General features: G+C 75.0%; 23 protein-coding genes. 11 read left to right on the top strand and 12 right to left on the bottom strand.

What is annotated here, in order from left to right:
* Positions 1-46: 46 nt before the first annotated feature.
* Positions 47-3538: a S8 family serine peptidase gene (locus ACFY4B_RS12285; RefSeq protein ID WP_387967550.1), complete on the bottom strand. Its 3492-nt coding sequence runs from the start codon at positions 3536-3538 to the stop codon at positions 47-49.
* Positions 3539-3827: 289 nt separating this feature from the next.
* On the bottom strand, positions 3828-4679 hold the full coding sequence (locus tag ACFY4B_RS12280) for a siderophore-interacting protein (protein WP_074003703.1): 852 nt from the start codon (positions 4677-4679) through the stop codon (positions 3828-3830).
* 81 nt (positions 4680-4760) lie between these two features.
* Between ACFY4B_RS12280 and ACFY4B_RS12275 the strand changes: the two genes are divergently transcribed.
* Positions 4761-5576: a TetR/AcrR family transcriptional regulator gene (locus tag ACFY4B_RS12275; RefSeq protein WP_387967549.1), complete on the top strand. Its 816-nt coding sequence runs from the start codon at positions 4761-4763 to the stop codon at positions 5574-5576.
* Between the two features lie 36 nt (positions 5577-5612).
* On the opposite strand, the gene ACFY4B_RS12270 is transcribed toward ACFY4B_RS12275, so the two are convergent.
* Positions 5613-5810, bottom strand: coding sequence for a hypothetical protein (locus ACFY4B_RS12270; protein WP_049660802.1), 198 nt, complete (start codon positions 5808-5810; stop codon positions 5613-5615).
* A 203-nt stretch (positions 5811-6013) separates the two neighbouring features.
* Between ACFY4B_RS12270 and ACFY4B_RS12265 the strand changes: the two genes are divergently transcribed.
* Genes ACFY4B_RS12265 through ACFY4B_RS12255 form a run of 3 tightly spaced genes read left to right on the top strand, consistent with a single transcriptional unit; the run spans position 6014 to position 8662 of the window.
* Entirely contained in the window at positions 6014-7390 is a 1377-nt protein-coding gene (locus ACFY4B_RS12265) for a D-alanyl-D-alanine carboxypeptidase family protein (protein ID WP_387967547.1), read from the top strand.
* A gap of 19 nt (positions 7391-7409) precedes the next feature.
* Positions 7410-8195 (top strand): DUF4239 domain-containing protein, encoded by a 786-nt coding sequence (locus ACFY4B_RS12260; RefSeq protein ID WP_387967546.1) that lies wholly within the window; start codon positions 7410-7412, stop codon positions 8193-8195.
* 53 nt (positions 8196-8248) lie between these two features.
* Positions 8249-8662, top strand: coding sequence for a PPOX class F420-dependent oxidoreductase (locus ACFY4B_RS12255; protein WP_387967544.1), 414 nt, complete (start codon positions 8249-8251; stop codon positions 8660-8662).
* A gap of 31 nt (positions 8663-8693) precedes the next feature.
* On the opposite strand, the gene ACFY4B_RS12250 is transcribed toward ACFY4B_RS12255, so the two are convergent.
* Entirely contained in the window at positions 8694-9473 is a 780-nt protein-coding gene (locus tag ACFY4B_RS12250; protein ID WP_375873666.1) for an MBL fold metallo-hydrolase, read from the bottom strand.
* A 142-nt stretch (positions 9474-9615) separates the two neighbouring features.
* Between ACFY4B_RS12250 and ACFY4B_RS12245 the strand changes: the two genes are divergently transcribed.
* Positions 9616-10017: an NTP pyrophosphohydrolase gene (locus ACFY4B_RS12245; RefSeq protein WP_074003708.1), complete on the top strand. Its 402-nt coding sequence runs from the start codon at positions 9616-9618 to the stop codon at positions 10015-10017.
* Between the two features lie 13 nt (positions 10018-10030).
* Here ACFY4B_RS12245 and ACFY4B_RS12240 read toward each other — a convergent pair whose 3' ends face one another.
* Positions 10031-10486 carry a hypothetical protein gene (locus ACFY4B_RS12240; protein WP_387967541.1) on the bottom strand — a complete coding sequence of 152 codons (456 nt, stop codon included), beginning with the start codon at positions 10484-10486 and terminating at the stop codon, positions 10031-10033.
* A 231-nt stretch (positions 10487-10717) separates the two neighbouring features.
* Between ACFY4B_RS12240 and ACFY4B_RS12235 the strand changes: the two genes are divergently transcribed.
* From ACFY4B_RS12235 to ACFY4B_RS12225, 3 genes are read left to right on the top strand one after another with little or no spacing between them, the layout of a single operon-like run.
* On the top strand, positions 10718-10879 hold the full coding sequence (locus tag ACFY4B_RS12235; protein WP_380781129.1) for a hypothetical protein: 162 nt from the start codon (positions 10718-10720) through the stop codon (positions 10877-10879).
* Positions 10876-13143, top strand: coding sequence for a heavy metal translocating P-type ATPase (locus ACFY4B_RS12230; RefSeq protein WP_387967539.1), 2268 nt, complete (start codon positions 10876-10878; stop codon positions 13141-13143). Before ACFY4B_RS12235 ends, ACFY4B_RS12230 begins: the two co-directional genes overlap by 4 nt.
* A complete protein-coding gene (locus tag ACFY4B_RS12225) occupies positions 13140-13625 on the top strand; it encodes a copper chaperone PCu(A)C (RefSeq protein ID WP_380781124.1) in 486 nt (161 codons plus the stop codon). The genes ACFY4B_RS12230 and ACFY4B_RS12225 overlap by 4 nt, the downstream gene beginning before the upstream one ends.
* Before the next feature lie 88 nt (positions 13626-13713).
* On the opposite strand, the gene ACFY4B_RS12220 is transcribed toward ACFY4B_RS12225, so the two are convergent.
* The gene (locus ACFY4B_RS12220) at positions 13714-14724 is read right to left on the bottom strand and encodes an Acg family FMN-binding oxidoreductase (RefSeq protein ID WP_380739589.1); all 1011 of its coding nucleotides are present in this window, start codon (positions 14722-14724) and stop codon (positions 13714-13716) included.
* Between the two features lie 210 nt (positions 14725-14934).
* On the bottom strand, positions 14935-15795 hold the full coding sequence (locus ACFY4B_RS12215) for a universal stress protein (RefSeq protein WP_375873659.1): 861 nt from the start codon (positions 15793-15795) through the stop codon (positions 14935-14937).
* 389 nt (positions 15796-16184) lie between these two features.
* Here ACFY4B_RS12215 and ACFY4B_RS12210 point away from each other — a divergent pair, with 389 nt between their 5' ends.
* On the top strand, positions 16185-17882 hold the full coding sequence (locus tag ACFY4B_RS12210) for a GAF domain-containing protein (protein ID WP_074003842.1): 1698 nt from the start codon (positions 16185-16187) through the stop codon (positions 17880-17882).
* A 102-nt stretch (positions 17883-17984) separates the two neighbouring features.
* Here the strand turns inward: ACFY4B_RS12210 and ACFY4B_RS12205 are convergent, their stop codons facing one another.
* The gene (locus ACFY4B_RS12205; protein ID WP_117486647.1) at positions 17985-18824 is read right to left on the bottom strand and encodes an alpha/beta fold hydrolase; all 840 of its coding nucleotides are present in this window, start codon (positions 18822-18824) and stop codon (positions 17985-17987) included.
* Between the two features lie 39 nt (positions 18825-18863).
* Between ACFY4B_RS12205 and ACFY4B_RS12200 the strand changes: the two genes are divergently transcribed.
* Together ACFY4B_RS12200 and ACFY4B_RS12195 are read left to right on the top strand one after the other, a co-directional pair.
* On the top strand, positions 18864-20009 hold the full coding sequence (locus tag ACFY4B_RS12200; RefSeq protein ID WP_387967536.1) for a saccharopine dehydrogenase: 1146 nt from the start codon (positions 18864-18866) through the stop codon (positions 20007-20009).
* Positions 20006-20587 (top strand): TetR/AcrR family transcriptional regulator, encoded by a 582-nt coding sequence (locus ACFY4B_RS12195; protein ID WP_049659243.1) that lies wholly within the window; start codon positions 20006-20008, stop codon positions 20585-20587. The genes ACFY4B_RS12200 and ACFY4B_RS12195 overlap by 4 nt, the downstream gene beginning before the upstream one ends.
* A gap of 6 nt (positions 20588-20593) precedes the next feature.
* Here ACFY4B_RS12195 and ACFY4B_RS12190 read toward each other — a convergent pair whose 3' ends face one another.
* The 4 genes from ACFY4B_RS12190 to ctaD all read right to left on the bottom strand — a co-directional run bounded on the left by ACFY4B_RS12190 (position 20594) and on the right by ctaD (position 24564).
* The gene (locus tag ACFY4B_RS12190) at positions 20594-21058 is read right to left on the bottom strand and encodes a pyridoxamine 5'-phosphate oxidase family protein (RefSeq protein WP_082346202.1); all 465 of its coding nucleotides are present in this window, start codon (positions 21056-21058) and stop codon (positions 20594-20596) included.
* Positions 21059-21215: 157 nt separating this feature from the next.
* Complete coding sequence (locus ACFY4B_RS12185; RefSeq protein WP_074003716.1) at positions 21216-21935, bottom strand: response regulator transcription factor; 720 nt, start codon at positions 21933-21935, stop codon at positions 21216-21218.
* 168 nt (positions 21936-22103) lie between these two features.
* Positions 22104-22637: a hypothetical protein gene (locus ACFY4B_RS12180; protein WP_074003717.1), complete on the bottom strand. Its 534-nt coding sequence runs from the start codon at positions 22635-22637 to the stop codon at positions 22104-22106.
* Between the two features lie 121 nt (positions 22638-22758).
* On the bottom strand, positions 22759-24564 hold the full coding sequence (gene ctaD, locus ACFY4B_RS12175) for a cytochrome c oxidase subunit I (RefSeq protein ID WP_387967533.1): 1806 nt from the start codon (positions 24562-24564) through the stop codon (positions 22759-22761).
* Positions 24565-24791 lie beyond the last annotated feature (227 nt).

Below are 24791 nucleotides of genomic sequence, written 5' to 3'. Positions count from 1 at the left end.
CCCGGAACCCCGGGACGGCCTCGGCCTGACGTCGGCTGACGTGGCGTCAGTTCACGGTGTAGCTGTACGGGATCGCCGCGAGCACCGAACCGGTGGTGTTCAGGGCGTTGTTGGCGGTGGCCACGCCGGTCGGGCCGGACACCAGGTACAGCACGCCCTTGACGGTGCTGCCCTTCGGGCCGGTCGGGGTCAGCGTCACCTGGAGCGTGCCGGTGGCGCCGGGGGCGACGGTCACCGGGGTGGCGGCCGCGGCCGAGGCGTTCACCGAGGCGGCGTACGGGTCACCGGTGCTGGAGGTCAGCGCCGGGTCGAAGGCCTGGGTGTGCGCGGTGGCCGTGATGGTGGAGGTGCCGGCCGGCGCGCCGCCGGTGCCGAACGGGCCGATCTGCTGGACGAAGGTGCTCCAGGTGCCGGGGACGACCGGCTGCTCGGCGGTGCCGTTGTCGGTGACGACCGAGACGGTGGAGCCGTCCTGGGCCTTCTTCAGGTCGCCGAACAGGTCCGGCGAGCCGGTGGTGGCACTCAGCTCGATCTGCGCCGGCGTCGAGGACGCCGCCACGGCCTTGAGCCGGTCGGTGCCCGGCGGTACCAGGAAGGACGGCACCGCGGAGCTGAGGCTCAGCGGCAGGGTGACGGTCGCCGAGGTGCCCTGCGGCACCAGCGGCACGTCCACCCGGCGGTCCAGCCGGCCGTCGGCCGCGATCCGCTGGGTCGCGACGGTGTTGTTGGTGTAGTTCACCTGGACGGTGACCGGCTTGCCGGCCGCCAGCCTGGTGCGGGCGTCGTTGGGCAGGCCGGCCGCGGTGGCCTGGTTCTGGTTGAACGCGATGGTGCCGGTGAAGTCCTGGGCGAGCTCCTGGCCGCTGACCGGGCCGAGCACGTTCAGGACGAACCGCCAGCGGCCGGCGGCCGGGTTGACGGCGGTGGCCGAGACGCCGTTGCCGGTGCCCGCCAGGTTGCCCTGGGCGTCGAACTGCCCGTTGCCCTCGATGTCGACCGGGGTGCCGTTCGGGCTGATCAGCGCGCCCTGCATGAGCAGCTTCGGGTCCTTGCCGACGGTCAGGCCGACCCGCAGGTCCTTCTGGCCCTTCGGGACGTCGAAGGCGTACGAGAAGCTCTGCGTCGGCGAGGCGCTGCGGCCGTTGCCGCCGGTGATGGTGCCGGTGAAGGTGCCCTTGCCCTGGTTGACCGGGACGAGGCTGCGCAGCACGACCGGGACGCTGGTGGTGTTGCCGTTGGAGCCGGAGACCAGGACGGCCTCGCTGGAGTCGCCGCTGGTGGCCGGGGTGGTGAGCTGGACCTTGAGGGTCTTGGTCTGGCCCGGCTTCAGGTCGGTGGTGCCGGGGCTCACGGCGCCGGCCGGCACCGCGCGCTGGGTGGCGGTGCCGAGCTGGACGGCGCCGTTGTAGCCGGCCTGGCCGGCCGGGGTGTAGAGGACGGCGGTCCACTCGCCGGCCACCGGGTGCGGGACGTCCACCAGGCCGAAGTTCGCCGGGGTGGCGCCGCCCTGCGGACGGGTGTTGGTCTCGAAGCGGCCCGAGGGGTCGAGCAGCGTCATCCGGACCACCGGCCCGTTGGTGACCGGGTTGGGCGCGCCCTGCCAGGCGATCGAGGCCGCGAGGCGGTCGGCGCCGGCCGGGACGGTGAACTTGACCTGCTTCTGCACCCAGTCCGCGCCGTTGGTCGCGTACTTGAAGGTGTCCTTCGAGGACGGGTCCAGCTGGACGGTCTGCCGGTTGCTCGACTGCGGCGCGAAGCTGCGCGTCGTGGCGCTCACCGTCTGGGTGCTGTCACTGGTGTTGGTGACGGACACGTCGGCGGTGTGGGTCGAGCCGGGGGCGCCGGCGATGTCGACCTGGCCGGTGTTGACCACGACGGTCTTCGCACCGTCGGTGCCGTCCCCGTCGTCGTAGCCGCGGGCGGCCTCGACGGCGGCGCGGACGTTCAGCAGGCCGGCGCCCTGCTCCTCGGCCGGCACGCCGAGGTCGGTGGCGGTGCCGGTGAGGAACTTCTTCACCAGCGCCGGGGCGGGCGAGTCGCCGCCGTGGGTGTCGCGGTAGGCCTGGATGACCAGGGCCGCGGCGCCGGTGACGAACGGGGCCGACTGGCTGGTGCCGCCGAACGGCTGGATCGGCGAGGGCTGCCCGTTGTAGCCCGTGCAGTCCGTGTACTTGCTGGTGTCGGGCGTGCACAGCGCCCAGTCCGACTCGCCCGGCGCGACCAGGTCGACGGTCCGGCCGGCCTGGGTGAAGCCGCCCGAGGAGAGCGCGGAGATGCGGCTGTTGCTCCAGGTCTTGTTGGAGAACTGGGAGGCCGCGTAACCGGTCTGCTGGTAGTTCTGGTTGTCCGTCGAGGCGCCGACCGCGATCACGGACGGGTCGGTGGCCGGGGTGCCGATCGTGCCGCTGAGGCCGGCGTCACCGGTGGAGACCGCCACGGTGACACCGGCCTTGACGGCCTGCTCGTTGAAGAGCGAGATGGTGTCGTGCGCGCCGCTGTCCGGGGTGACGTTTCCGCCGAAGGACTCGTTCAGCACGTCCACGTGGGCGACCCGCACCGCGTAGTCGATCGACTGGAGGATCGACGAGTTGGACATCATCTCGCCGCCGGCCTTCAGCGCGACCAGGTCGGCGTCCGGGGCGAGGCCGCGGATGCGGATGTTGCAGCCGGCCGGCAGCGGGTGCGAGGAGTTGACGAACTTGGAGACGTCGTAGACCTGGCGGCCCTGGGCGATGACCGCCGAGGCGTCGCCGAAGGCCTCGGCCGCGCCGGTCGGCGCGTCCCAGCCGTCGCCCGCGAAGTCCTGGTAGTCGACCACGGCGTGCGAGCCGTCGGCCCGGATGAAGTCCGGGTTGTTCGGGTCGAGGCCGTCCGCGATGTAGGCGACCTTGACGCCCTTGCCGGTGGCGAGGTCCTCAACGCCGGGCTTGCCGTTGCCGGTGACGGCCCGGGTCGAGTAGAGGCCCTCGGGCTCCAGCAGCGGCTTGGCCGGGTCGGCGGGGCAGACCGTGTTGGTCGCGTTCTCCTCCGCCCCCTGGCCGTTACTGCCCGAAACGGCCTGCGGAGCGGCGTCGGCCTTGGGCGCCTTGGCGGCGGCGGTGTCCTTGGCCGCCTTCGCCTTGGCGGCGGCCGGCGGGGCGACCTGGACCTGGGCGTCCGCCACCACGGAGGAGACGGCCGGGTCGGCCTGGAGCTGGGCCCGCAGGGCGGGGCTGACCGTGGCCGAGAAGGCGTTGCCGACCACGAAACTCTTGATATCGGTGCCGCCGCCGGCCTTGACCTTGTTCAGCAGCGGCGCCTGTGCGTCGGCGGTCTTCTGCTGCCGGGCGCCGAGGTGGCCGTGGTCGGCCGGGGCGTCCGCGATCTGGTCCTTCATGATGACGATCACCGGCACCGGGGACCCGTCCGTGGACGCCGCCTGGGCGTTCTGCGGTTCGGGGGCCGGGGCCGCGGTCGCGATGGTCCCGAGGCTCAGGACCATGGACGCGGCGGTCACCGTGACGGCGGCCGCTAGCTGGGTTTTCCGCCAGCCGATCATATAAATCCTCTCGTCAGATGGACAGCTGACGCATTCCAACGCACCTGAGAGGATCACGACAAGGGGGTAAATCCCCATCAGAAAGTAAAGTTGACCATCAATCAGTAAAATTCGGAGAGGAAATCGGGTCGAATCCGCATCTTTCAGCCGATCGGCCCTTGCCGGATCCGGACGGCCGGCACGGGAGAGCCCCGGCGGACTCCCTTCCCACGCCGCCGCCCGGCGAAACGGCCGCCACGGCGCCCGGACGTCCCGCGGCGGGAGCCGCGGCGGGACGCCCGGCCCGGTCTCAGGTGCCGGCCAGGCGCTCCTGAGCGTCCGCCAGGTCGTCGGCGGTGGGCGCGTCGTCCTGGGTCAGCCGGTGGCGCCAGTAGCCGGTGAAGTCGATGTCCTCCTTCGGCACCCCCTGCTCCTCGATCAGGAGCCGGCGGACCTCCCGGACCGCCCCCGCCTCCCCGGCCAGCCAGACGAAGGGCTCACCCCCGGGCAGCACGCCGTCCCGGAACGCCTCGGTCAGCACGGTGCCCGGGGCCGCGCCGTCGCGGTACAGCCACTCCACCTCCAGCTCGGCGCGGCTCTCCAGCTCCTGGCGTTCCGCCTGGTCCGCGACCTCGATCCACACGTACGCCCGGACCCCCTCGGGCAGCACCCCGAGCAGCGTCGCGAGCGCCGGCAGCGCGGTCTCGTCGCCCGCCAGCAGCACCCAGTCGGCCTCCGTGGCGGCCTCGACGAAGGGGACCCGCGGGGCGTACAGCGCGGAGGGGCCGACCATCCCGAGCCGGTCCCCCGGCGCGGCCCGCTCCGCCCAGGCGGCGGCCGGGCCGGAGTCCCCGTGCAGCACGAAGTCGATCTCGACCAGCCGGGTGCCGGGCCGCCGGCCGCGCAGGGTGAAGCTGCGCAGCAGCGGGCGCTCGGCCTCGGGGATCGCCAGGTAGGCCTGGTACCAGCCCATCGGGTCGTCCTGCCGGGCGGGCAGCACCGGCTCGCGCTGCCCGGGGCGCGGGAAGCAGAGCTTCAGCTGCTGGTCCGGGGCGGTCCCGACGGCGTCGGGGAGTTCCTCGGCGGCGAAGGTGATCCGGGCGGTGCGCGGTGTGATCCGGCGGACCTCGACGACCTCGACGAAGGTGACGGGCAATGTCATCGCGAAACCCCTTCGGTTGGTAACCTTACGGCATAAAGAGTTGCCGTCGGAGCGATACTTTACGCCATAAGGAGATGTCGGATGACCGTCTACGCCGGACAGGGCGACGCCCACCGCGCGCTCGCCCTGCTCTGGGGCGCGCCCGAGGAGCCGCGCGCCGGGCGCAGCGGCCCCAAGCCGGGTCTGAGCGTCGACGCGATCGTGTCCGCCGGAATCGCGGTGGCCGACGCCGAGGGCATGGCCGCGCTGTCGATGCGCGCCGTGGGCGAACGGCTCGGCCGCACCGCGATGGCGCTCTACACCTATGTGCCCGGCAAGGCCGAACTGCTCGACCTGATGCACGACCGGGCGCTCGCCGAACTCGCCACCGAACCCCCCTCGGGAGTTCCCGCCGAATTCCCCGGCGGACTCCCGGTGGCCGACGGCTGGCGGGAAGCCGTCACCGCCTGGGCCAAAGCCCTGTACGCCTGCTACCTGCGCCACCCCTGGGTGCTCCAGGTCTCGCAGGCCCGCCCGGTCCTCGGCCCCGCCGAACTCGCCGCGATGGAGGCGCTGTTGCGCGCACTGCGGCCGGTCGGCCTGGCGCCGGCGCGGCTGCGCGGGGCGGTCGCCGCGCTCTGGCAGTTCGTCCGCGGCCTGGCCGCCACCACCGCCGACGCGCGCGGCGCGGCCGCCGCCACCGGGATCGCCGACGAGGACTGGTGGGCCACCCGCTCCGCCCGACTCGCCGAGCTGGCACCGGACTTCGCGGAGCGCTTCCCCCTGCTCGTCGCCCTGCAGAGCACCGGCGGCGGCGCCCCCGAGGACGGCCACCGGGAGGCCTTCCGCGCCGGGCTCGCCGTCCTGCTCGACGGCATCGCGGCGGGGGCGCCCTCAGACGATCCGGGCGTGCGCTGACCGTGCCGGGCGCGTTCCAGCCCTGCCGCGCATCCCCTAACCGTGCCGGGCGGCGGGGAGCGCCAGCAGGACACCCAGCACCACCAGGGTGGAGTACCCGGCGATCTCGTGGCCGGCCGGCACCAGGACCCGGACGAAGCCGAACAGCCGGAAGCCCTCGATCCAGGTGGACAGCAGGCCGGAGGCGCCGCCGACGATCAACACGGAGCCGAGGTAGCCGAGCAGGGTCTTCATGCTCCCGAGCCTAGGAATCCGGCCCTCCGCCGGACATCCGACTTTCGGTGCGGGCCGGCGCCACCAAAGTCGTCCCTTCCACGCGGCTCCGACCCGGCTCCTCACCACCCGGCCCGACTCCGGACGGCTCCGGACGGCTCAGCCCGGCTCCGGACGGAGCAGCAGGCCCGGCGGCCCGGCGGCGGCGCGGGTACGTTCGCCGTGTGTTCCCCACCCGCACACCCCTGAAGTCGCCCTCCGCCGCCGTGACCGCGGCCGGAGCCGCCGCCTGCGCCGTCCTGGTCCTCGCCGTCACCGCCCCGGCCTCCCTCGCCCAGGACTCCGTCCCCGCCGTCGGCGGGGAGCGGCTCGGCCGCCCGGCCGTCCAGGTCGCGCCGCTGGCCGGGGCGCCCGCGCTGCCCTCCGACCTGACCGGCCGCTCCTGGCTGGTCGCCGACGCGGCCACCGGCGAGGTGCTCGCCGCCCGCGACGCCCACCTGCCGCTGCCCCCGGCCAGCACCCTCAAGATGCTGTTCGCGGACACCGTGCTGCCCAAGCTCGACCGCACCACCGAGCACAAGGTCACCACGACCGAGCTCGCCAGCCTCGGCGCCGGCAGCAGCCTGGTCGGCGTCAAGGAGAACCTGCCGTACCGGGTCGAGGACCTCTGGCGGGGCGTCTTCCTCAGCTCCGGCAACGACGCCGTCCACGTCCTCGCCCACATGAACGGCGGCATCCAGCAGACCGTCACCGAGATGCAGGAGCGCGCCCGGGCGCTCCAGGCCCGCGACACCAAGGTCGTCTCCCCGGACGGCTACGACATGGACGGCCAGGTCTCCTCCGCCTACGACCTCACGCTCTTCGCCCGGGCCGGGCTGCGCAACGCCGACTTCCGCTCCTACTGCGCCACCCGCACCGCGCGCTTCCCCGGCGGACTGGACAAGCTCACCGGCCAGCGCACCAGCTTCGACATCGCCAACACCGACCGGCTGCTCGGCAAGTACCCCGGCCTGATCGGCGTCAAGAACGGCTACACCACCAACGCGGGCGCCACTTTCACCGGCGCCGCCGAACGCGACGGCCGCACCCTGCTGGTGACGGTGATGCACCCGGACGCGCAGGGCAGGGTCTACGACGAGGCCGCCAGCCTGCTCGACTGGGGCTTCGCGGCCGCCGGGAAGGTCCAGCCGGTCGGCAAGCTGGTCGACGACACCGCCGCCCCCGCCCCCGCCGGGCCGTCCGCCGCCGCCGGCGGGGCCGAGGCCGGCGAGCAGCTGCCGCCCTGGTCCCGTCCGCCGCTGACCAGCGGCTCCGGCTCGGGCCTCGCCCCCGCCGTCTGGACCGCCGCCGTCCTCGCCACCGCCCTCGCCGCCTGGGCCACCGCCCGCGTCACCGCCCGCCGCCGCACCACGTCCGCCGCGTCCGCCCCGGCGTACGACGGGGGCGGGACGACCGCCGTCGGGGGCGCCACCGGCGCCACCGGCGTCGGCGGCCACGGCCGGCACCGCCTCACCCGCCGCGCCCGCACCCTGCTCCGCACCGCCCGTACCGGCGGGCCTCCCCGTACCACCCGCGGGCCCCGCGGGACCACACCCGACTGACCGGCGAGGACGGACGGCCGTGGAACTCTGGCTGCTGAACCACTTCTCCACCACCGAGCTCACGTTCCTGGTCGTCGGCGGCTTCGTCGTCCTGGCCGTGGCCTGCAGCCTCCTCACCACCCGCCGCTTCCCCGCCCTCACCGGTGGCGAGAACAACGACATGGTCGGCGTGGTGCTCGGCATGTTCGGGGCGATCTACGGCATCATCCTCGCCTTCGTCATCGTCAACCTGTGGACCGAGCTCCAGGACACCCAGAAGGTGGTCTCCACCGAGGCGACGTCGATCTCCCAGATCGCCCGCGACGCCAAGGCCTTCCCGCCCGACGTCCAGACCGCCGTGAACGCCGCGATCCACGACTACGTGCACGCCGTGGTCGAGCAGCAGTGGCCGCTGATGAGGGCCGGCCGCGGCGACTTCACAGTGACGGCCACCAAGGTGGACCGGATGTACCAGGTGCTGCGCGAGTACGAGCCCCAGTCCCAGTCCGAACAGGCCTTCTACACCGAGGCGTTGGGCAGCCTCAACGACGCGGTCGGGCAGCGCCGGGACCGGATCAACGAGAGCCGCAACGAACTGCCGGTCCTGCTCCAGGTGCTGATCGTGGGCGGCGCGCTGGTGATCCTCGCGCTGACCCTGCTGTACGGGCTGCGCAGCCCGAAGGTACGGCTGCTGTTCGTCGGCTCGGTGGCCGCGCTGATCGGGTTCAGCCTGCTGCTGGTCCTGGTACTGGACCGGCCCTTCGCCGGGGACCTCAGCGTGAGCCCGACGCCCTTCAAGGAGAGCGCGCTGGCGCAGTTCTGGTGACCGCCCGTCTCCGCTGCCCGGGATGGTGCCCGGGGCCCTCTAGACTTCCGGCCATGACCACGCCCGACCCCTCCGCCGCGGACCGGCTCGCCCGGATCGTCCAGCTCTCCTCCGGGAGCTACCTGCTCGTCACCACGTACAGGAAGGACGGCACCGCCGTGCCGACCCCGGTGTGGGTGGTGCGCGACGGGGAGGCGCTCGGGGTCTGGACCGTCGCGGAGTCCTGGAAGGTCAAGCGGATCCGCAACCGCGCCGACGTGCTGGTCGGCCCGTGCGACGTCAAGGGCCACCCGACCGGCGAGCAGTACCCCGCCACCGCCGAGCTCCTCGGCCCCGAGCGCACCGCCGCCTACCGCACCCTGCTGCGCCAGAAGTACGGCCTGCTCGGCGTGCTCACCCTGCTCGGCAGCCGGCTGCGCCGCGGCGAGCGCGGCACCGTCGGCATCCGGATCACGCTGACGGACTGAGCGCTGACGGACTGAGCGCCGACGGACCGGGCTACGGGTGCGGGCCCGCCAGTGCGCTGGGCAGCCCGACGAACCCCGACTCCGGTCCGAACCGCTCCTCCAGCCCGTCCGCCAGGGCGGTCAGCGCGGCCGCGCCGTCGCCGTGGAAGGACGAGCCGTGCATCACCGCCAGGGTGCGCGGGCGCAGCTCGGCGAGGGAGCGCAGCGCGGTCGCGGCGGCCGTCAGGCAGGAGGTCTGGCGGAACAGCCCCTCGGATTCCAGGGCCGATTCGACCAGGTCGGCGTCGGTGACGGCGGGCCCGTTGCCGAGGTGGGTGAACAGGTCGCCGCAGAACAGGGTGCGGGTCTGCTCCTCGAACAGCACCCGCGCCTCCCAGCCGTGCGGCACGTGCGCGGTGTTGATGTTGCGCACCCGGCGGCGTACCTGGCGCCCGCCGAGGTCCAGCACCTCGCCGTCGTCCATCGGCACCGGCGGGCGGTCGGCCAGGTCGTTCAGCGAGACCAGGCAGCCGAGCGTGTTGTGCGCGACCCGCGCGTGCGGGGCCGCGGCGAGGAACTCGTTCATCGCCCCGCACTCGTCCGCCTCGACGTGGCCGAAGGTCACCCACCGCAGCCGCTCCACCGGCAGCACCCGGCCGACCGCCTCGGACACCGCCGGGAACAGCGAGCGCATCCCGGTGTGGAAGATCAGCGGCTCCTCGGCGTCGACCAGGAACTGGTTGAAGGTGAACCCGGCGGGCGGGGCGATCTCCGGGACGAAGGTCGAGATCCGGTAGATGCGTTCGGCGATCTCGTCGATGCGTGTGTCCATGGGCCCGTTGCCTACCCGAGCCGCCCGGGGCCGGCGCTCAGGCGGCACCGGACATGCCGCCCGCGTCGCCGGTTCGGCCGAGCGGCGCGGCTCCGACCGGCCGCCGCGGAACCCGGCCTGGCGGCGTGGCAGGCTGGCGGCCATGGACGAGAACGAGGCCGGGCCGCTCCCGCTGCTGGTGGTGGACGGCGCGAACGTGGTCGGATCGGTGCCGGACGGCTGGTGGCGCGACCGGCGGGGCGCCGCCGAGCGGCTGCGGGACGCGCTGGTGGCCGTCGCCGAACGGGGCGTGCCGGAGCACCCCGGCCCGTTGGAGGTGGTGCTGGTCGTCGAGGGCGCGGCCCGGGGGGTGGACGGCGTGCCCGGAGTACGGGTGGTGGCGGCGAGCGGCAGCGGCGACGACCGGATCGTGGAGCTGGTCCGGGCCGAGAAGGCCCGGAACCCCGCCCGCACCTGTCTGGTCGCCACCGCCGACCGCGAACTGCGGGCCCGGGTCGGCGTGTCGGGTGCCACCGCCATCGGGCCGCGCAGCGTTCGGCCGTAGCCCTGCGATATGTCTAGTCGGCCTGGGTGGCGTACATGCCCCAGTGGATCGACGGGTCCGAGGTGTGCGCGGTGAACAGCAGGTCCCGGCCCGGGCGGGCGGGGACCTCCACCGAACCGACGCCGGTGGAGTCGACCGGGCACTGGACCGTGAAGTCGACCGGCGCCGCGCCGCCGATGTGCACGTCCACCGAGCCGCCGCCCCGACAGCCGAGCGTGAACGTGAACGGCTGCGACGGGTTCACCGAGGCCGTCACGGCGCCGCCGTCGCCGATCCAGTCCGGTATCCAGATCAGCCCCTCCGGCCCCGGGTGCGGCAGGATCTCGCCCGTCCCCGGCTGGCCGGGAACCGCGGCGGGCGCCTCGGCCCCGCTCCCGGCCGGCAGCGCCACCGCCGTCCCGGCGAGGGCGAGCACCGCCCCCACCGCCCCGGCCACCGCCGCGAAGCCGTGCTTCCCCGTACGCTTCATCGCTGGTTCCCCCTTCGGTGTTCCTCGGTCCGCACGCCCGGTGTTCGGCGTGCGGAGCAAACCTACGACGCCCCACTGACAAGGGACACCCGCCGGGGCGCCGCCCGGCGGAGCGGCTTGGCACCGCCGGTTCGGGAACGTACGGGAACCGGTTCCGGAACGTACGGGAACCAACCGCGTCGCCCGTCCGACTGCTGGGGGGTGAGTGCGAAGTCGCCGGGAGTCCGGCCGTTGAGTGTGCTGGCGGGGTTCGTCCTGCTGCTGGTGGTGGTGTTCGTGGTGGCCTACGGGGTGGGGCGCCAGGTCGGCCCGGTCGCGCCCGGGTTGCGGCCCAGTAGCGGGGGCGGCGGGTCGCCCGGGATGGACGGGCACGGCATGGGCGGGATGCGGTGAGCGCCGTCGCCGAGCCCGTGGTCGCCACCGATCTGGCGGTCGGCGGGATGACCTGCGCGGCGTGCGTGGGCCGGGTGGAGAAGCGGCTGGCCCGGATCGACGGGGTGACGGCCGGGGTGAACCTGGCGACCGGACGGGCCCGGGTGCTGCACCCGGCCGGGGTGCCGGTCGCGGAGCTGGTGGCGGCGGTCGAGCGGGCGGGCTACACCGCCGAGCCGCTGCCCGCGGGGGCGCCGGTCGGGGTGGCGGCGGAGGAGCCGGACGAGCGGTGGCGGCTGCTGGTCACCGCCCTGCTGGCCGTCCCGGTCCTGGTGCTGTCGATGGTGCCGTCGGCGCAGTTCACCGCCTGGCAGTGGGTCTGCTTCGCGCTCGCCGTCCCCGTGGTGACCTGGGGGTCGGCCGGGTTCCACCTCCGCGCCCTGCGGGGGCTGCGGCACGCGGCGGCGACCATGGACACCCTGGTCAGCCTGGGTGTGGTGGCCTCCTTCGGCTGGTCCGCGTACGCGCTGTTCCTCGGCGGGGCGGGCGATCCGGACATGCGGATGCCGTTCTCGCTGACCGCCGACGGCGGCGGCACCGCGCACGTGTACCTGGAGGCGGCGGTCGGCGTACCGCTGTTCGTGCTGGCCGGGCGGCTGCTGGAGGGCCGGGTGCGGCGGCGCAGCGGGTCCGCGTTGCGGGCGCTGGCCGAGCTGGGCGCCAAGCAGGTGTGCCTGCGGGGGGCGGACGGCGAGGAGCGCCTGGTGCCGATCGAACTGCTGCTGCCCGGGCAGGAGTTCGTGGTGCGGCCGGGCGAACGGGTGGCCACCGACGGGGTGGTGGTCGACGGGGGTTCGGCGCTCGACCTGAGCCTGCTGACCGGGGAGAGCGTGCCGGTCGAGGTCGGCCCCGGGGACCGGGTGGCGGGCGCGACGGTGAACGTGGGCGGCGCCCTGGTGGTGCGGGCCACGGCGGTCGGCGCGGACACCCAACTGGCCCGGATCACCGCGCTGGTGGCGGAGGCCCAGGCCGGCAAGGCGCGGGCGCAGCGGCTGGCGGACGCGGTGGCCGGGGTGTTCGTGCCCTGCGTGCTGGCGGTCGCGGCGAGCGTTCTGGGCTTCTGGCTGGGCGCGGGCGCGGCCCCGCAGGCGGCGGTGACGGCGGCGGTCGCGGTGCTGGTGGTGGCCTGCCCGTGCGCGCTCGGGCTGGCCACGCCGACGGCGCTGCTGGCGGCGACCGGGCGGGGCGCGGAGCTGGGCGTGCTGGTGCGCGGCCCGGAGGTGCTGGAGAGCCTGCGCCGGGTGGACACGGTGGTGATGGACAAGACCGGGACGCTGACCACCGGCCGGATGGAACTGGCCGCCGTCACCACCGCGGACGGTCCCACGCAGGACGAGGCCCTGCGGCTGGCCGGCGCGGTCGAGCACCGCTCCGAACACCCGATCGGCCGGGCCGTCGCGACGGCGGCCCGCGAGCGCTGCGGGCCGCTGCCGGCCGTGACCGGCTTCGCGGCCGCCACCGGGCTCGGGGTGTCCGGGACGGTCGAGGGCCGGGCCGTCCGAGTCGGGCGGCCGGACGACGCCGCGCTGCCGCCGGCCCTGGCCGAGGCGGTGGCGCAGGCCGGGGAGGCGGGCCGCACGGCCGTCGTGGTCGAGCTGGACGAGCGGCCGGCGGCCGTCCTGGCGGTCGGCGACACGGTGCGCTCGGGGAGCTGGCGGGCCCTGCACCGGCTGCGCGGACTGGGCCTGGAGACCGTACTGCTGACCGGGGACGGCCCCGGCGCCGCCCGGGCGGTGGCCGCCGAGCTGGGCATCGAGCGGGTGCACTCCTCGGCCTCCCCCGAGCGCAAGGCCGAGGTGGTGGCCGAACTGCGCGCCGCCGGACGGACGGTCGCGGTGGTCGGCGACGGCGTCAACGACGCCGTGGCACTGGCCTCGGCGGACCTCGGGGTGGCGCTGGCCTCCGGCAGCGACGCCGCGATCGGCGCGGCCGGGCTGACCCTGGTGCGCGGCGACATCGAGGCGGTGGTGGACGCCGTACGGCTGGCCCGGCAGACCCTGGCGACCATCCGGGCCAACCTGCTCTGGGCCTTCGGCTACAACCTGGTGCTGATCCCGCTGGCGGCGGTCGGACTGCTCAACCCGATGCTGGCGGCGGTCGCCATGTCGCTCAGCTCGCTGCTCGTGGTGGGCAACAGCCTGCGGCTGCGCACCTGGGAACCGGGGCGGGGACAGCGCAAGGGCCAGGGACAGGGACAGGGACAGCGCAAGGGAGGACGACGGTGAAGGCCTGGCAGCGTCTCGGGGCGGTCGGCCCGCCGGTCGGCGCGGCGGCGCTGGCCCTGGTCCTGCTCACCGGCTGGACGGCGTTCGGCGGGGCCGGCCGCGACCGCCCGGTGGAGGCTGGACCGGGCTGGGTGCTGCTGCCGACGGCCGGCGCGGCCTCCGCCACGGCGGCCTTCTTCACGATCCGCAACCCGGGCGACATACCGGACGAACTGACCGGTGCCAGCTGGGAGTTCGGCGGCCGGATCACCCTGAAGCGGCACCTGCACCAGGGCGCGGCGGGCCGCTGGGAGCCGGCCCCGGCGCTGCCGGTGCCGGGCCGCGGCGAGCTGCGGATGACCCCGGAGGACGCGGACCTGATGATCGCCGACCCGCCGCCGCTGCGGGCCGGCCAGTGGGTGGAGTTCACCCTCACCTTCCGGCACAGCCCGCCGCTGCGGCTCGCCGCCCAGGTGCTGCCGGCGGCCGAACGGCCGCGCTGAACGAGCGCGCTGAACGAGCGCGCTGAAAACGTCAGGGCGTGTCCCGCGGACCCTTCCGGTCCGCGGGACACGCCCTGACCTCATCGGTTCAGGAAGGCCGCTCCCCGAGCGTCTCCTCGACCGCCCGGCGCGGGGTGGCCGCCCCGGGCGGGCCGTACCCGGCCCGCAGGACCAGCTGGACGTGGCCCGGCCCGGCGGCCGGGTCGCGCAGCGCCCAGCGGGTGTCCGGCCACTCGATCGCCTGGTGCCAGACCGTGAGCCGGACGCCGTGCAGCGTGGCCAGCAGCCAGACCCGCTCCAGCGCCTGCCCGGTGCGCAGCCAGTCCGGCGGGCCGTCGCCGCGGGTGCTGAGGGTGCACAGCTGGGGCAGCGCCTCGAAGCGCTGCGAGGGCGGCTGCTCGGGGGCCTCCGGCGGGCGGCCGCCGAACTCGCGCATCGGCACCCGGGCGTCGTGGTCCTGCGGGCCGAGCGCCGACCGCGGGATGCCGTCCTCGGCGGTGCCGTCGTCGGGCCGCAGCCAGGCGCGGGACTCGGCGGCCCTGGCCGGGTCGGCGGCGTTGCGGCGCTCGGCGTCGGCGGTGAGCTCCTGCACCCGCCGTACGCCCTCCTCCTCCAGCGCGGCCAGGGTGACGCCCTCCTCCCGGGCGGCGGCCATCAGCTCGCCGATCACCGCCTCGGGCACGTCGCGCTGGGTGAAGGGCTCGCGGCTGGAGTGCCGGGCGGCGATGGCGGGGTAGAGGTCGCGGCCGAAGGGCGCCTCCGCGACGGCCGGGCGGGAGAGGTCCAGCACGGCGAGCAGCCCGGGCTCGGCGACGTCCGGGAGCAGCCGGACCAGCGGTTCCCGGTCCAGCCGCCCGGCCGCCACCCGCAGGTTGAACACGGCCGCGCCGACCGCGATGTGCACGGCGGCGCCGGCCGGGTCGGCCAGCGGTACGGAACGACCGGTGTCGGCGTACACGGCGAGCCCGCGCCCGTCCGGGGTCGGCACGAAGCGCCAGGGCTGGCTGTTGTGCAGCGACGGCGCCGCGCCGCCGGCGGCGGCGAGCAGGCGCAGGTCGGCCGCGCTGAGCATCTGGGTGAGAGCCGGGTCGAGCGTCATGGCGATCCACTCCTTCAGCCGCTGGGCTTCGGCATCAACCGCGGGGTCAGGACGGGCCCGGAGGTCCCGCTGCTTCCGAGCGTGCGCGCCCGGCCGCGCGGACGACAGGGCCCTTGGGCCCGTCCTCACGACGGCCGGGCCGGGGGCCTTGGCGGGCACAGGCCCGTCCGGTGGATCGGGACGGGGGCGGATCCACCGGACGGGCGTCCGTCACCCGTGCGGGACGACCGCGACGGGAGCCTCGGCGTGGTGCAGGACGGCGTGCGCGACCCGGCCGAGCCGGGGGCCGAACTCGATCGGGCGGCGGCCCCGGCCGACCACCACCAGGGCGGCGCCCGCGGAGGCCTCGACCAGGGCGCGGGCGGCCCCGAGCTGCACGTCCTCGACCACCTCGACGTCCGGGTACCGCTCGCGCGGTCCGGCCAGGGCGAGCGAGAGCAGCTCGGCCTCCAGCGCCTCCAACTGGCCGAGCTCGGCGGCCGGGACGGCCCCGCCCGCGTAGCCGAACACCGGCGGCAGGTCCCATCCGTGCACCGCCCGGACCCGGGCGCCGCGCAGGGCCGCCGCCCGGAAGGCGAAGTCCAGCACCTCCGGCTCCGGGGTGTGGGCGTCCACGCCGACCACCACCTCGCCCTTGCCGCTCTCGCCCGCCGTTCCGGCCTCGCGCACCACGACCAGCGGCACGGTGCTGCGCCCGGCCACCGAGATGCTGACCGAGCCCAGCAGCAGCCCGGTGAAGCCGCCGCGGCCGCGCGAGCCGAGCACCAGCAGCTCCGCCTCCGCGGCGGCGGCCAGCAGACCGTCCACCGGCGCGTCCAGGACGGCGTCGGTCTCCACGGTCAGGTCCGGGTGCAGGCCGCGGACGTCCTCGGCGGCCTCGGCCAGGGTGCGGCGGACGGCCTCGGGCAGGTCGTCCGACTCGGCGAAGGAGGACACCCCGTCGGTCAGCCACGGCCAGGCGTGCACCAGGCGCAGCGAGGCGCCCCGGCGCACCGCCTCGGCGGCGGCCCAGTGAACGGCCGCGGTGCTCTGCGGCGACCCGTCGACCCCGGCCAGCACGGTTGACGTCATGTCTCTTCCTCCACACTGTCGACACGCTGTCGACGCTCGGCGGTTCGGTGCGGGCCGCGGTGCGCTCTGACGCCCCGTCCGCTCCTCCCCCACCCTGGCACCCGCACACGGCCCGGCGGCAGAGGCCGCAGGACCCTCCGCGACGGGACGAAAGGCCCGCCCGACGGAGCCTACGGCCGACCCCGCCGTCCCGACCGCCGACACCGGGGCACTACCGTGAACACGGCAATCCCGCTGGTCGGACGGCACCCGAGTCGGGTCGGGCGGCGGGGGCCGTCCGGACGGTGGGCGGGGTGCGTCCGGACGGTGGACGGGCTGGTCAGGGCAGGACGACGAGGAGGACAGCGGTGGGCGGAGCGGACGGCGGCGCGGCGGGTGGCGGCGCGCGGATGCCACGGCTGCGCCTGGACGAGCTGCTGGAGGAGCTCCAGTGGCGGATCGACGCGGCGCGCGGCACGCAGAACCGGGTGCACAGCCTGTTGGAGGCGGTGCTGGCGGTCGGGCGTGAGCTGGACCTGGCGCAGGCGCTGCACCGGATCGTGGAGGCCGCCGCCGACCTGGTGGACGCCCGGTACGGGGCGCTCGGGGTGATCGGGCCGGACGGGCACACCCTGTCGCAGTTCCTGACGGTGGGCCTGAGCGAGGAGGAGATCGCCGAGATCGGCCCGCCGCCGTCGGGCCGGGGCATCCTGGGCGAGCTGATCCGCGAGCCGCGGCCGCTGCGCTGCCCGGTGCTGTCCGACCACCCGGCCTCGGCCGGCTTCCCGGCGAACCACCCGCCGATGCACACCTTCCTGGGGGTGCCGGTGCGGGTGCACGGCGAGGTGTTCGGCAACCTCTACCTGACCGACAAGCGCGGCGGGCTGGACTTCGACGAGGACGACGAGGCGGTGATCTCGACCCTGGCGGTCGCGGCCGGGGTGGCGATCGACAACGCCCGGCTGTACGAGGAGGCGCAGCTGCGCCAGCGCTGGCTGCGGGCGAGCACCGAGATCACCCGCAGCCTGCTGTCGGGGGCGCCGCGGCTGGAGGTGGTCGAGCTGATCGCCCGCCGGGCCCGGGAGATCTCCGGTGCCGAGCTGGCGGACGTCTCGGTGGCGCTGGCCGGCCCGGAGGAGCGGGCCGAGGAGCTGACGGTGGAGGTCGCGCTCGGCGCCGATCCCTCCGCGCGGCTGGGGGTGACGGTGCCGGTGGACGGCACGCTGTCCGGCGCCGCGTACGCCTCCGGTTCGCCGGCCACCAGTGACGAGCTGGCCTCCGACACCCGTTTCCCGGCCGGTCCGGCGGGCCGTTTCGACGGGCTGGGCGCGGCGGTGGCGGTGCCGCTGGGCACCGGTGCCGGGTACGGGCGGGGCGTGCTGCTGCTGGCCCGGGCGCAGGGGCAGCCGGCCTTCGGGCCGGAGGAGACGGGCCCGCTGCTGGGCTTCGCCGACCAGGCCGCGCTGGCCCTGGAGCTGGCCGAACGGCGGCGCGACGCCGAGCAGTTGAACCTGCTGGAGGACCGTGACCGAATCGCCAGGGACCTGCACGACCTGGCGATCCAGCGGCTGTTCGCGACCGGGATGACGCTGCAGAGCGCGGGCCGGCTGATCGAGAGCCAGGCCGCGGCGGACCGGGTGGCCCGGGCGGTGGCCGACCTGGACGAGACCATCAAGATCATCCGCTCGACCATCTTCGGCCTGCGCGCCCACAGCGAGCCTGACCGCGGCCTCCGCGCCCGGGCCACCCGGGTGGTCACCGAGGCCCAGGGGCCGCTCGGCTTCGCGCCCCGGCTGAGCATGGAGGGCCTGCTGGACACCGACGTGCCGCAGGAGCTGGCCGGGCACGTGGTCGCGGTCCTCGCCGAGGCGCTCAGCAACGCCGCCCGGCACGCCGGGGCGTCCCGGGTCGAGGTGACGCTGCGCGCGCTGGCCGGGCGGGTGGCCCTGACCGTGACGGACGACGGCGTCGGCGTGCCCGAGGGCGGGCGGCGCAGCGGGCTGCGCAACCTGGCCGAGCGCGCCGACCGGGTCGGCGGCTCGTTCACCGTCGACCCGGCCGAGGGCGGCGGCACCCGGCTGGCGTGGGAGGCCCCGGTCGGCTCCTGAGACCTGCTCGGGTCCTGGACCCCAGTCGGGCCCTGATCCCTGCTCGGACCGCGCGGCCTCCCTCGCCGCGCGGCGGCCGAGCCAGCGGCGGCCGCGGGGCGGTCAGCCCCGCAGGGCGCCCAGGAAGGCGAGCAGGTGGGCGTTGAACTCCGCCGGCCGCTCCATGTTCGGGTAGTGCCCGGTGCCCTCGACGGTCACCGCGCGGCCGTCGACGACGGTGCGGACGACCCGTTCGGCCAGGTTGACGTGGTCCGCCGAGTCGATGCCGCCGTTGATCGCCAGCAGCGGGACGGTGATCCCGGTCAGCCGCTTCCAGGTGTCGGTGACCGGCACCAGGTACTGGGGGTCGTCGGGGGTGTGCTTGGAAATGGTGTTCCGGGTCATCTCCTTGAGCCGGCGCACCACCTCCGGGTCGACCTCGTCCAGGCGGCGGTGCGGCCCTGAGGCGAGCCGGGTGAAGGAGTCGATCCAGCCCTCGCCGTCGCCCTCGGCGAGGGCCGCGGTCTGGTCGGCGGCGAGTTCGCCGAGCCACGGGTCGGTGAACTCGGACTCGCTGGTGCCGTTGCCGCTGATCACCAACGCGCGGACCAGCTCCGGGTGTTCGAGCGCCAGGTCGAGGGCGATCGTCCCGCCCATGGACAGCCCGATCACCGTCAGCGGGCCGAGGCCGAGGTGGCGCAGCAGGTCCGCCAGGTCGTCGGCGGGCCGGAACGGCCGGCTCGCGTTGTCGGAGGCGCCGTGGCCGCGGGTGTCCAACGCGATCACCCGGTACGCGGGCAGCAGGGCGGGGAGCTGGTCCGCCCAGCTCCGGTGGTCCAGCAGGCCGCCGTGCAGCAGCACCAGCGGCTCGCCCGTGCCGGCGTCGAGGTAGGCGAGGCGGCCGTGGCCGCTGTCGAAGAAGCACAGGTCATCGGTGGAACCGGTAACAGTGGATTCAGTCATGACGACAATTTTAGGTCGTGTGACCTATATTTGTCTCCCATGAGCACCGAACCCGTTTCCGGCGGCATCCCCGTGCACCCCACCTTCCCCTCCGACCGCCTCCGTCACAACCCCGACGGCCCCGTCCTGCTGGTCGGCGGCTACGGCACCGTCGGCACCGAACTCGCCCGGCTCGCCTCCCCCTCCTGGCCGCTGCTGCTCACCGGCCGCTCCGAGCAGCGCGGCGGCACCCTCGCCGCCGAACTGGACGACGCCACCGCCCGCCGCTGGGACCTCGCCGACCCCGAGCCGTTCACCGCCGCCGTACGGGCGGTGGTCGGGGTGGTCAACGACCCGGACGACCGGGTGCTGCGGGCCGCCGTCCGCGCGGGCGTCCCGTACGTGGACGTCACCCGCTGGACCGCCCGGCTCCAGCGGGCCGCCACGCTCGCCGCCCTGCTGCGCCCGACCGCCCCGGTGCTGCTCTCCTCGGCCTGGATGGGCGGGGTGACCAGCCTGGTCGCCGCCGCCCTGGCGGACCGGCTGGGCGGGGCCGAGCGGATCGAGACCGCCATCCGCTGGGATCTCGCGGACCGGGCCGGCGCCGACTCGGTGGAGTTCATGGACCGCCTGGGGCTCGACTACGAGGTGGTGCAGGACGGCCGGCGCCGCTCCGTCGTGCCGCTCAGCCGCCCGCGGACCGTCCGGATCGGCGACGCCCCGACGCTGGTCGCCGGGATCGACACGCCCGAGCAGTTCACCCTCCCGCTCACCCTGGGCACCACCACCGCCGCCACCCGGATCGGCTTCAGCTCGCGCTCCTCCACCACCGCCCTGCTCGCGGCCCGGCACGCCGGCTTCTTCCGCTGGGGCCGCGGCGACCGCTGGGAGCCGGCCCGCCGCGCCCTGCTCTACTCCCCCGGCGAGGGCGGCACCGCCCTGCTGCGCACCGACGTCACCTCCGGCGGACGCACCCTCACCGCCACCGTCGAGGACCGGGCCGGCCAGGCCAGACTCACCGCCGTCGGCGCCCTGCTGGCGCTGCGCCGGGCGCTCGGCACGGACGGCGCCCCGCCGCCCGCCGGGGTGGCCTTCCCGGAGCAGACCCCGCGCCCCGGGCGGGTGCTGGAGGACCTGGCGGCCCTCGGCGTCACCGTCACGGTCACCGCGGCGGACGGAGCGCGCGGCACGGAGGCGGCGGCATGAGCAGCGTCCGGGGCCTGAGCGGCAAGGGTGCCCAGAAGCGGGAGCAACTGCTGGACACCGCGGAGGAGTTGCTGGTCACGACGGGCAGCGGCGAGCTGTCCATGCGGGCGGTGGCCGCCGCCGCGGGCGTCCGTCTCGGGCACCTCCAGCACTACTTCCCGACCCACGCCGAGCTGGTGGCCGCCGTACTGGAGCGCGTCCTCGCCCGCTCGGTGGAACGGCTCGCGCCGCTGCTCGACCCGGGCCGCGACGAGGACGCCCTGCTCCGCGAACTGCTCGCCGAGCAGCAGGACATGCGCCTGGTCCGCCTGTTCGCCGAACTGTGGGCGCTGGCCGCCCGCGACCCCTCGGTGGCCGCCGCCGTCCGGGCCTTCTACGACCGCTACCAGGAGCTGGTCGCCTGCTTCCTCGCCGAACGCCGCCCGGCCCTGACGGAGGAGGAACGGCGGTCCCGCGCCCGGGTGTTCGTGATGCTGATCGAGGGCGCCTCGCTCTTCCGCTCCGGCCTGGCCGGCACCGCGGACGCGGCGGCGGACGCCGAACTCCTGCGCACCGCCGGGGCGTTGCTGGGCCCGTAGGCCCTTTCAGGCCAGGCGGCGGCCGATGACGAGTTCCGGGCGGATGCGGATGCGGACCGTGCCGCCCGGGTCGGCCGCCCTGGTGGCCGGGCGGACCTGGGCGCGGCCGAGGACGGTGACGAACCAGCCGGAGCCGTCCCGGCCGTCCACCTCGTCGGCCTCGAAGGCGATCACGGCGCCGTCCACCGCCCGGGCCAGTTCGGAGCCGGCCGGGGCCGAGAGCAGCACTCCGCCGGGGGCCAGCCGGAACGGCACCGGCAAGACGGCCGGGAGGGCGTCCACCGTGTAGACCACCCGGCCGACGTCGGCCCGGGCCAGCAGCTCCAGCGACCGCTTCCGGTCGAGTTCGCGCAGTTCCGGAAGGTCGGGACGGTCGGCCGGGACGGGGCGGTCGTGCGGGACGGGCCGAGGGGACGGAACAGGCCGGGGGGACGGGACGGGCCGAGGAGACGGGACGTGGTCGCGGTTCATGCGAGCGATGCTCGCCCGGGCCCGGGCCGGGCCGCGAGGGCCGATGGTCCCGGCGGGGCCCGGCGAGGGCCCCGCCCGGCGGGCCGTCGGCCCCGGGCCCCACGGCCCACGGCCCCGCCCGACAGGACCCGGAGGACCCGCCGGGCAGGGCCCGGGGTCAGTACCGGCCGGAGCGCAGCACGGAGGGCTGCGGGGCGGCGGAGGCCTGGCGCAGCTCGGTGGCGATCAGGGCGGCCTGCACCCGGCGCTCGACGCCGAGCTTGGCGAGCAGCCGCGAGACGTGGTTCTTGACGGTCTTCTCGGCGAGGTAGAGCCGCTCGCCGATCTGCCGGTTGGTCAGGCCCTCGCCGATGAGTTCGAGGACCTCCTGCTCGCGCACGGTCAGGCCCGGTCCGGTGGTGACCGGCTGGGCGGGCTCGGCGTCGCTGCGCAGACGGTTCAGCAGGCGGGTCGCGGCGCCGGGGTCGAGCATCGAGCGCCCGGAGGCGACGGTGCGGACGGCGGCGACCAGGTCGGTCCCGCTGATCTGCTTGAGCACGTACCCGGCGGCGCCCGCCATCACGGCGTCCAGCAGAGCCTCCTCGTCGTCGAAGGAGGTCAGCATCAGGCAGGCCAGCCCGGGCATCCGCGAGCGCAGCTCACGGCAGACCGAGACGCCGTCGCCGTCGCCCAGCCGGACGTCCAGCACTGCCACGTCGGGCCGCAGGGCCGGCACCCGGACGAGCGCCTGCTCGGCCGTCGCCGCCTCGCCGACCACCTCCAGGTCCGGCTCGCCGTCCAGCAGGTCGTGCACCCCGCGGCGCACCACCTCGTGGTCGTCCAGCAGGAACACCCGGACCGGTGCCGAGGCCTCGGCACCCTCCGTCTTGGTCGCCATCACGCGGCTCCACCTTCGTCACCCCCGCACACTCCCAGCGGGGCCCAGGGCATCATCCCCCCGCGACCGGCCGCGGGCCCAGGGCCCAACGGCCCCATTCGGACCGGGCCGCAGGACCCGTGCCGTACGGGCCGGGGCCGTACGGACCCGTGCCCGGTCCGGGCGCCCTCAGCGCCCCTGCCGCCGGACGTTCCCCAGCCCCATCAGCAGGAAGGCGAGCGCGACGCCCGCGCCGCTGACCGCCGCGAGCACCACCCGGGGCACGACCTCGCCGCCGCCGGACAGCAGGATGGCCGCCGCTCCGAGCAGGGCGACGGCCGCACCGACCACCAGCCAGCCCGCCAGGGCCAGCGCCGGCGGCCGGTTGGAGCGCGGGGCGGGCCCCGCGTCCAGGGCGGCCCAGCGGACCGCCGTCTCCCGTACCTCCCGGCGGCGGTCCACCAGGGCCCGCACCCGCAGCGCCGCGCCGCCCACCAGTCCGGCGAGCGCGATCTGGGCGGCGGGCCGCCAGTCCGACAGGACGAGCAGCAGCCCGCCCGCGAGCGCGAGCCCGGCCCACCAGAGCACGCAGGCCGCGGCGGCCGTACGGGTGGAGCGGGGCCGGTCGGCGCCGGCCTGGAGGTCGGCGATGGCGGGCAGGTACCAGACACAGCCGCTCGCGGTGAGGGCGGCGGTGCCGATGGCGAGAACGGTGTGGTTCACGACCCGGCCTTCCTGGTCACGAAGGGGTTGGTGAGGAGGGTGAGGAGCGGAGCGGACGGGGCCGTCCCCGCCCGCCCGGGGGCAGCGACGCGGGCGGGGACGGCGTTCGGGGGGAGCGGACTCAGCCGTCCGAGGAGGGCGAGTCGGTGGAGGCGGGCGCCACCCGCGCCCGGTCGGCCCGGCTCAGCGGCCGGTCGTACTTCGCCGGCTCCACGTCGCCCAGGTGCGTGGCGGGCTTGCCGCTGTGCTCCAGGACGTCCCGGGCCGCGATGTCCGGGTGGTGGAGGTCGAAGGCCGGGGATTCGGAGCGGATCCGCGGCAGCTTGACGAAGTTGTGCCGCGGCGGCGGGCAGGAGGTCGCCCACTCCAGCGAGCGGCCCCAGCCCCACGGGTCGTCCTCGGTGACCTTCTCGCCGTACTTGGCGGTCTTCCAGACGTTGTAGAGGAACGGCAGGATCGACAGGCCGAGCAGGAACGAGCCGATGGTGGAGACGGTGTTCAGGGTGGTGAAGCCGTCCGAGGCCAGGTAGTCGGCGTAGCGGCGCGGCATGCCCTGGGCGCCCAGCCAGTGCTGGACCAGGAAGGTCGCGTGGAAGCCGACGGTCAGGGTCCAGAAGGTGATCCGGCCGAGCCGCTCGTCGAGCTTCTTGCCGGTCATCTTCGGCCACCAGAAGTGGAAGCCGGCGAACATCGCGTAGACCACGGTGCCGAACAGCGTGTAGTGGAAGTGCGCGACCACGAAGTACGAGTCGGAGACGTGGAAGTCGATCGGCGGGGCCGCGAGCAGCACGCCGGTCAGGCCGCCGAAGAGGAAGGTGACCAGGAAGCCGACCGTCCAGAGCATCGGGGTCTCGAAACTCAGTGAGCCCCTCCACATGGTGCCGACCCAGTTGAAGAACTTCACCCCGGTCGGGACGGCGATCAGGAAGGTCATGAAGGAGAAGAACGGCAGCAGGACCTGTCCGGTGACGTACATGTGGTGCGCCCACACCGTCACCGACAGGCCGGCGATCGCGATGGTGGCCGCGATCAGGCCGGAGTAGCCGAACATCGGCTTGCGGCTGAACACCGGGATGACCTCCGAGACGATGCCGAAGAACGGCAGCGCCAGGATGTACACCTCGGGATGGCCGAAGAACCAGAACAGGTGTTGCCAGAGCATCGCCCCGCCGTTGGCCGGGTCGAAGACGTGCGAGCCGAACTTGCGGTCGCACTCCAGCGCCAGCAGCGCGGCGGCCAGCACCGGGAAGACCAGCAGCACCAGCACCGAGGTCAGCAGCACGTTCCAGCAGAAGATGGACATCCGGAACATGGTCATTCCGGGCGCGCGCATGCAGATGATGGTGGTGATGAAGTTGACGGCGCCGAAGATGCTGCCGAAGCCGGACAGCGTCACGCCCATGATCCACATGTCGGCGCCGACGCCGGGCGAGTGGATCGCGTCGGACAGCGGCGCGTAGAGGAACCAGCCGAAGTCGGCGGCGCCCTGCGGGGTCGCGAAGCCGGCCGCGGCGATCAGCGAGCCGAACATGAACAGCCAGTAGGACAGCATGTTCAGCCGCGGGAAGGCGACGTCCGGCGCGCCGAGCTGGAGCGGCATGATCCAGTTGGCGAAGCCGGTGAACAGCGGCATCGCGAACAGCAGCAGCATCACCGAGCCGTGCATGGTGAACGCCTGGTTGAACTGCTCGTTGGAGAGGATCTGCGTTCCGGGCCGGGCGAGTTCGGCGCGCATGACCAGGGCGAGGATGCCGCCGATCAGGAAGAACGCGAACGAGGACACCAGGTACATGGTGCCGATCGTCTTGTGGTCGGTGGTGGTCAGCAGTCTGACCAGGGCCGAACCGGGCCTCCTGGCCCTGACCGCCCCTGCGGGGAGGGTCGTCGGCGGTGAGGTGGGGTCGCCCTGTGCCTGGGTGGCGCTCAAGGACGCACTCCTTCGGAACGTCGTGCGAATGGGTGGCGCTCCATGATCCGAACAGGCCGCCTCCGCGCCCCAGGGCCCTTCGGCCCGCCCGTCCGGGGCCGCTGGGCCCGAGTTCCCGGCCCCCGACCGGGACCTCCCGACCGCGCGACCGGGACCTCCTGTCCGCTCGTCCACCGCCTGCCATCCGCTCGCCCGCAGCCTTCTGACCGGCCGTCGGGCCGCCGCCC

It is taken from the genome of Kitasatospora sp. NPDC001261 (assembly GCF_042896795.1).
In the GTDB taxonomy this organism is placed as follows: Bacteria; Actinomycetota; Actinomycetes; order Streptomycetales; family Streptomycetaceae; genus Kitasatospora.
Note: the sequence above shows the minus strand (reverse complement) of the source record. Positions and strands in the feature narration are given on the sequence as shown.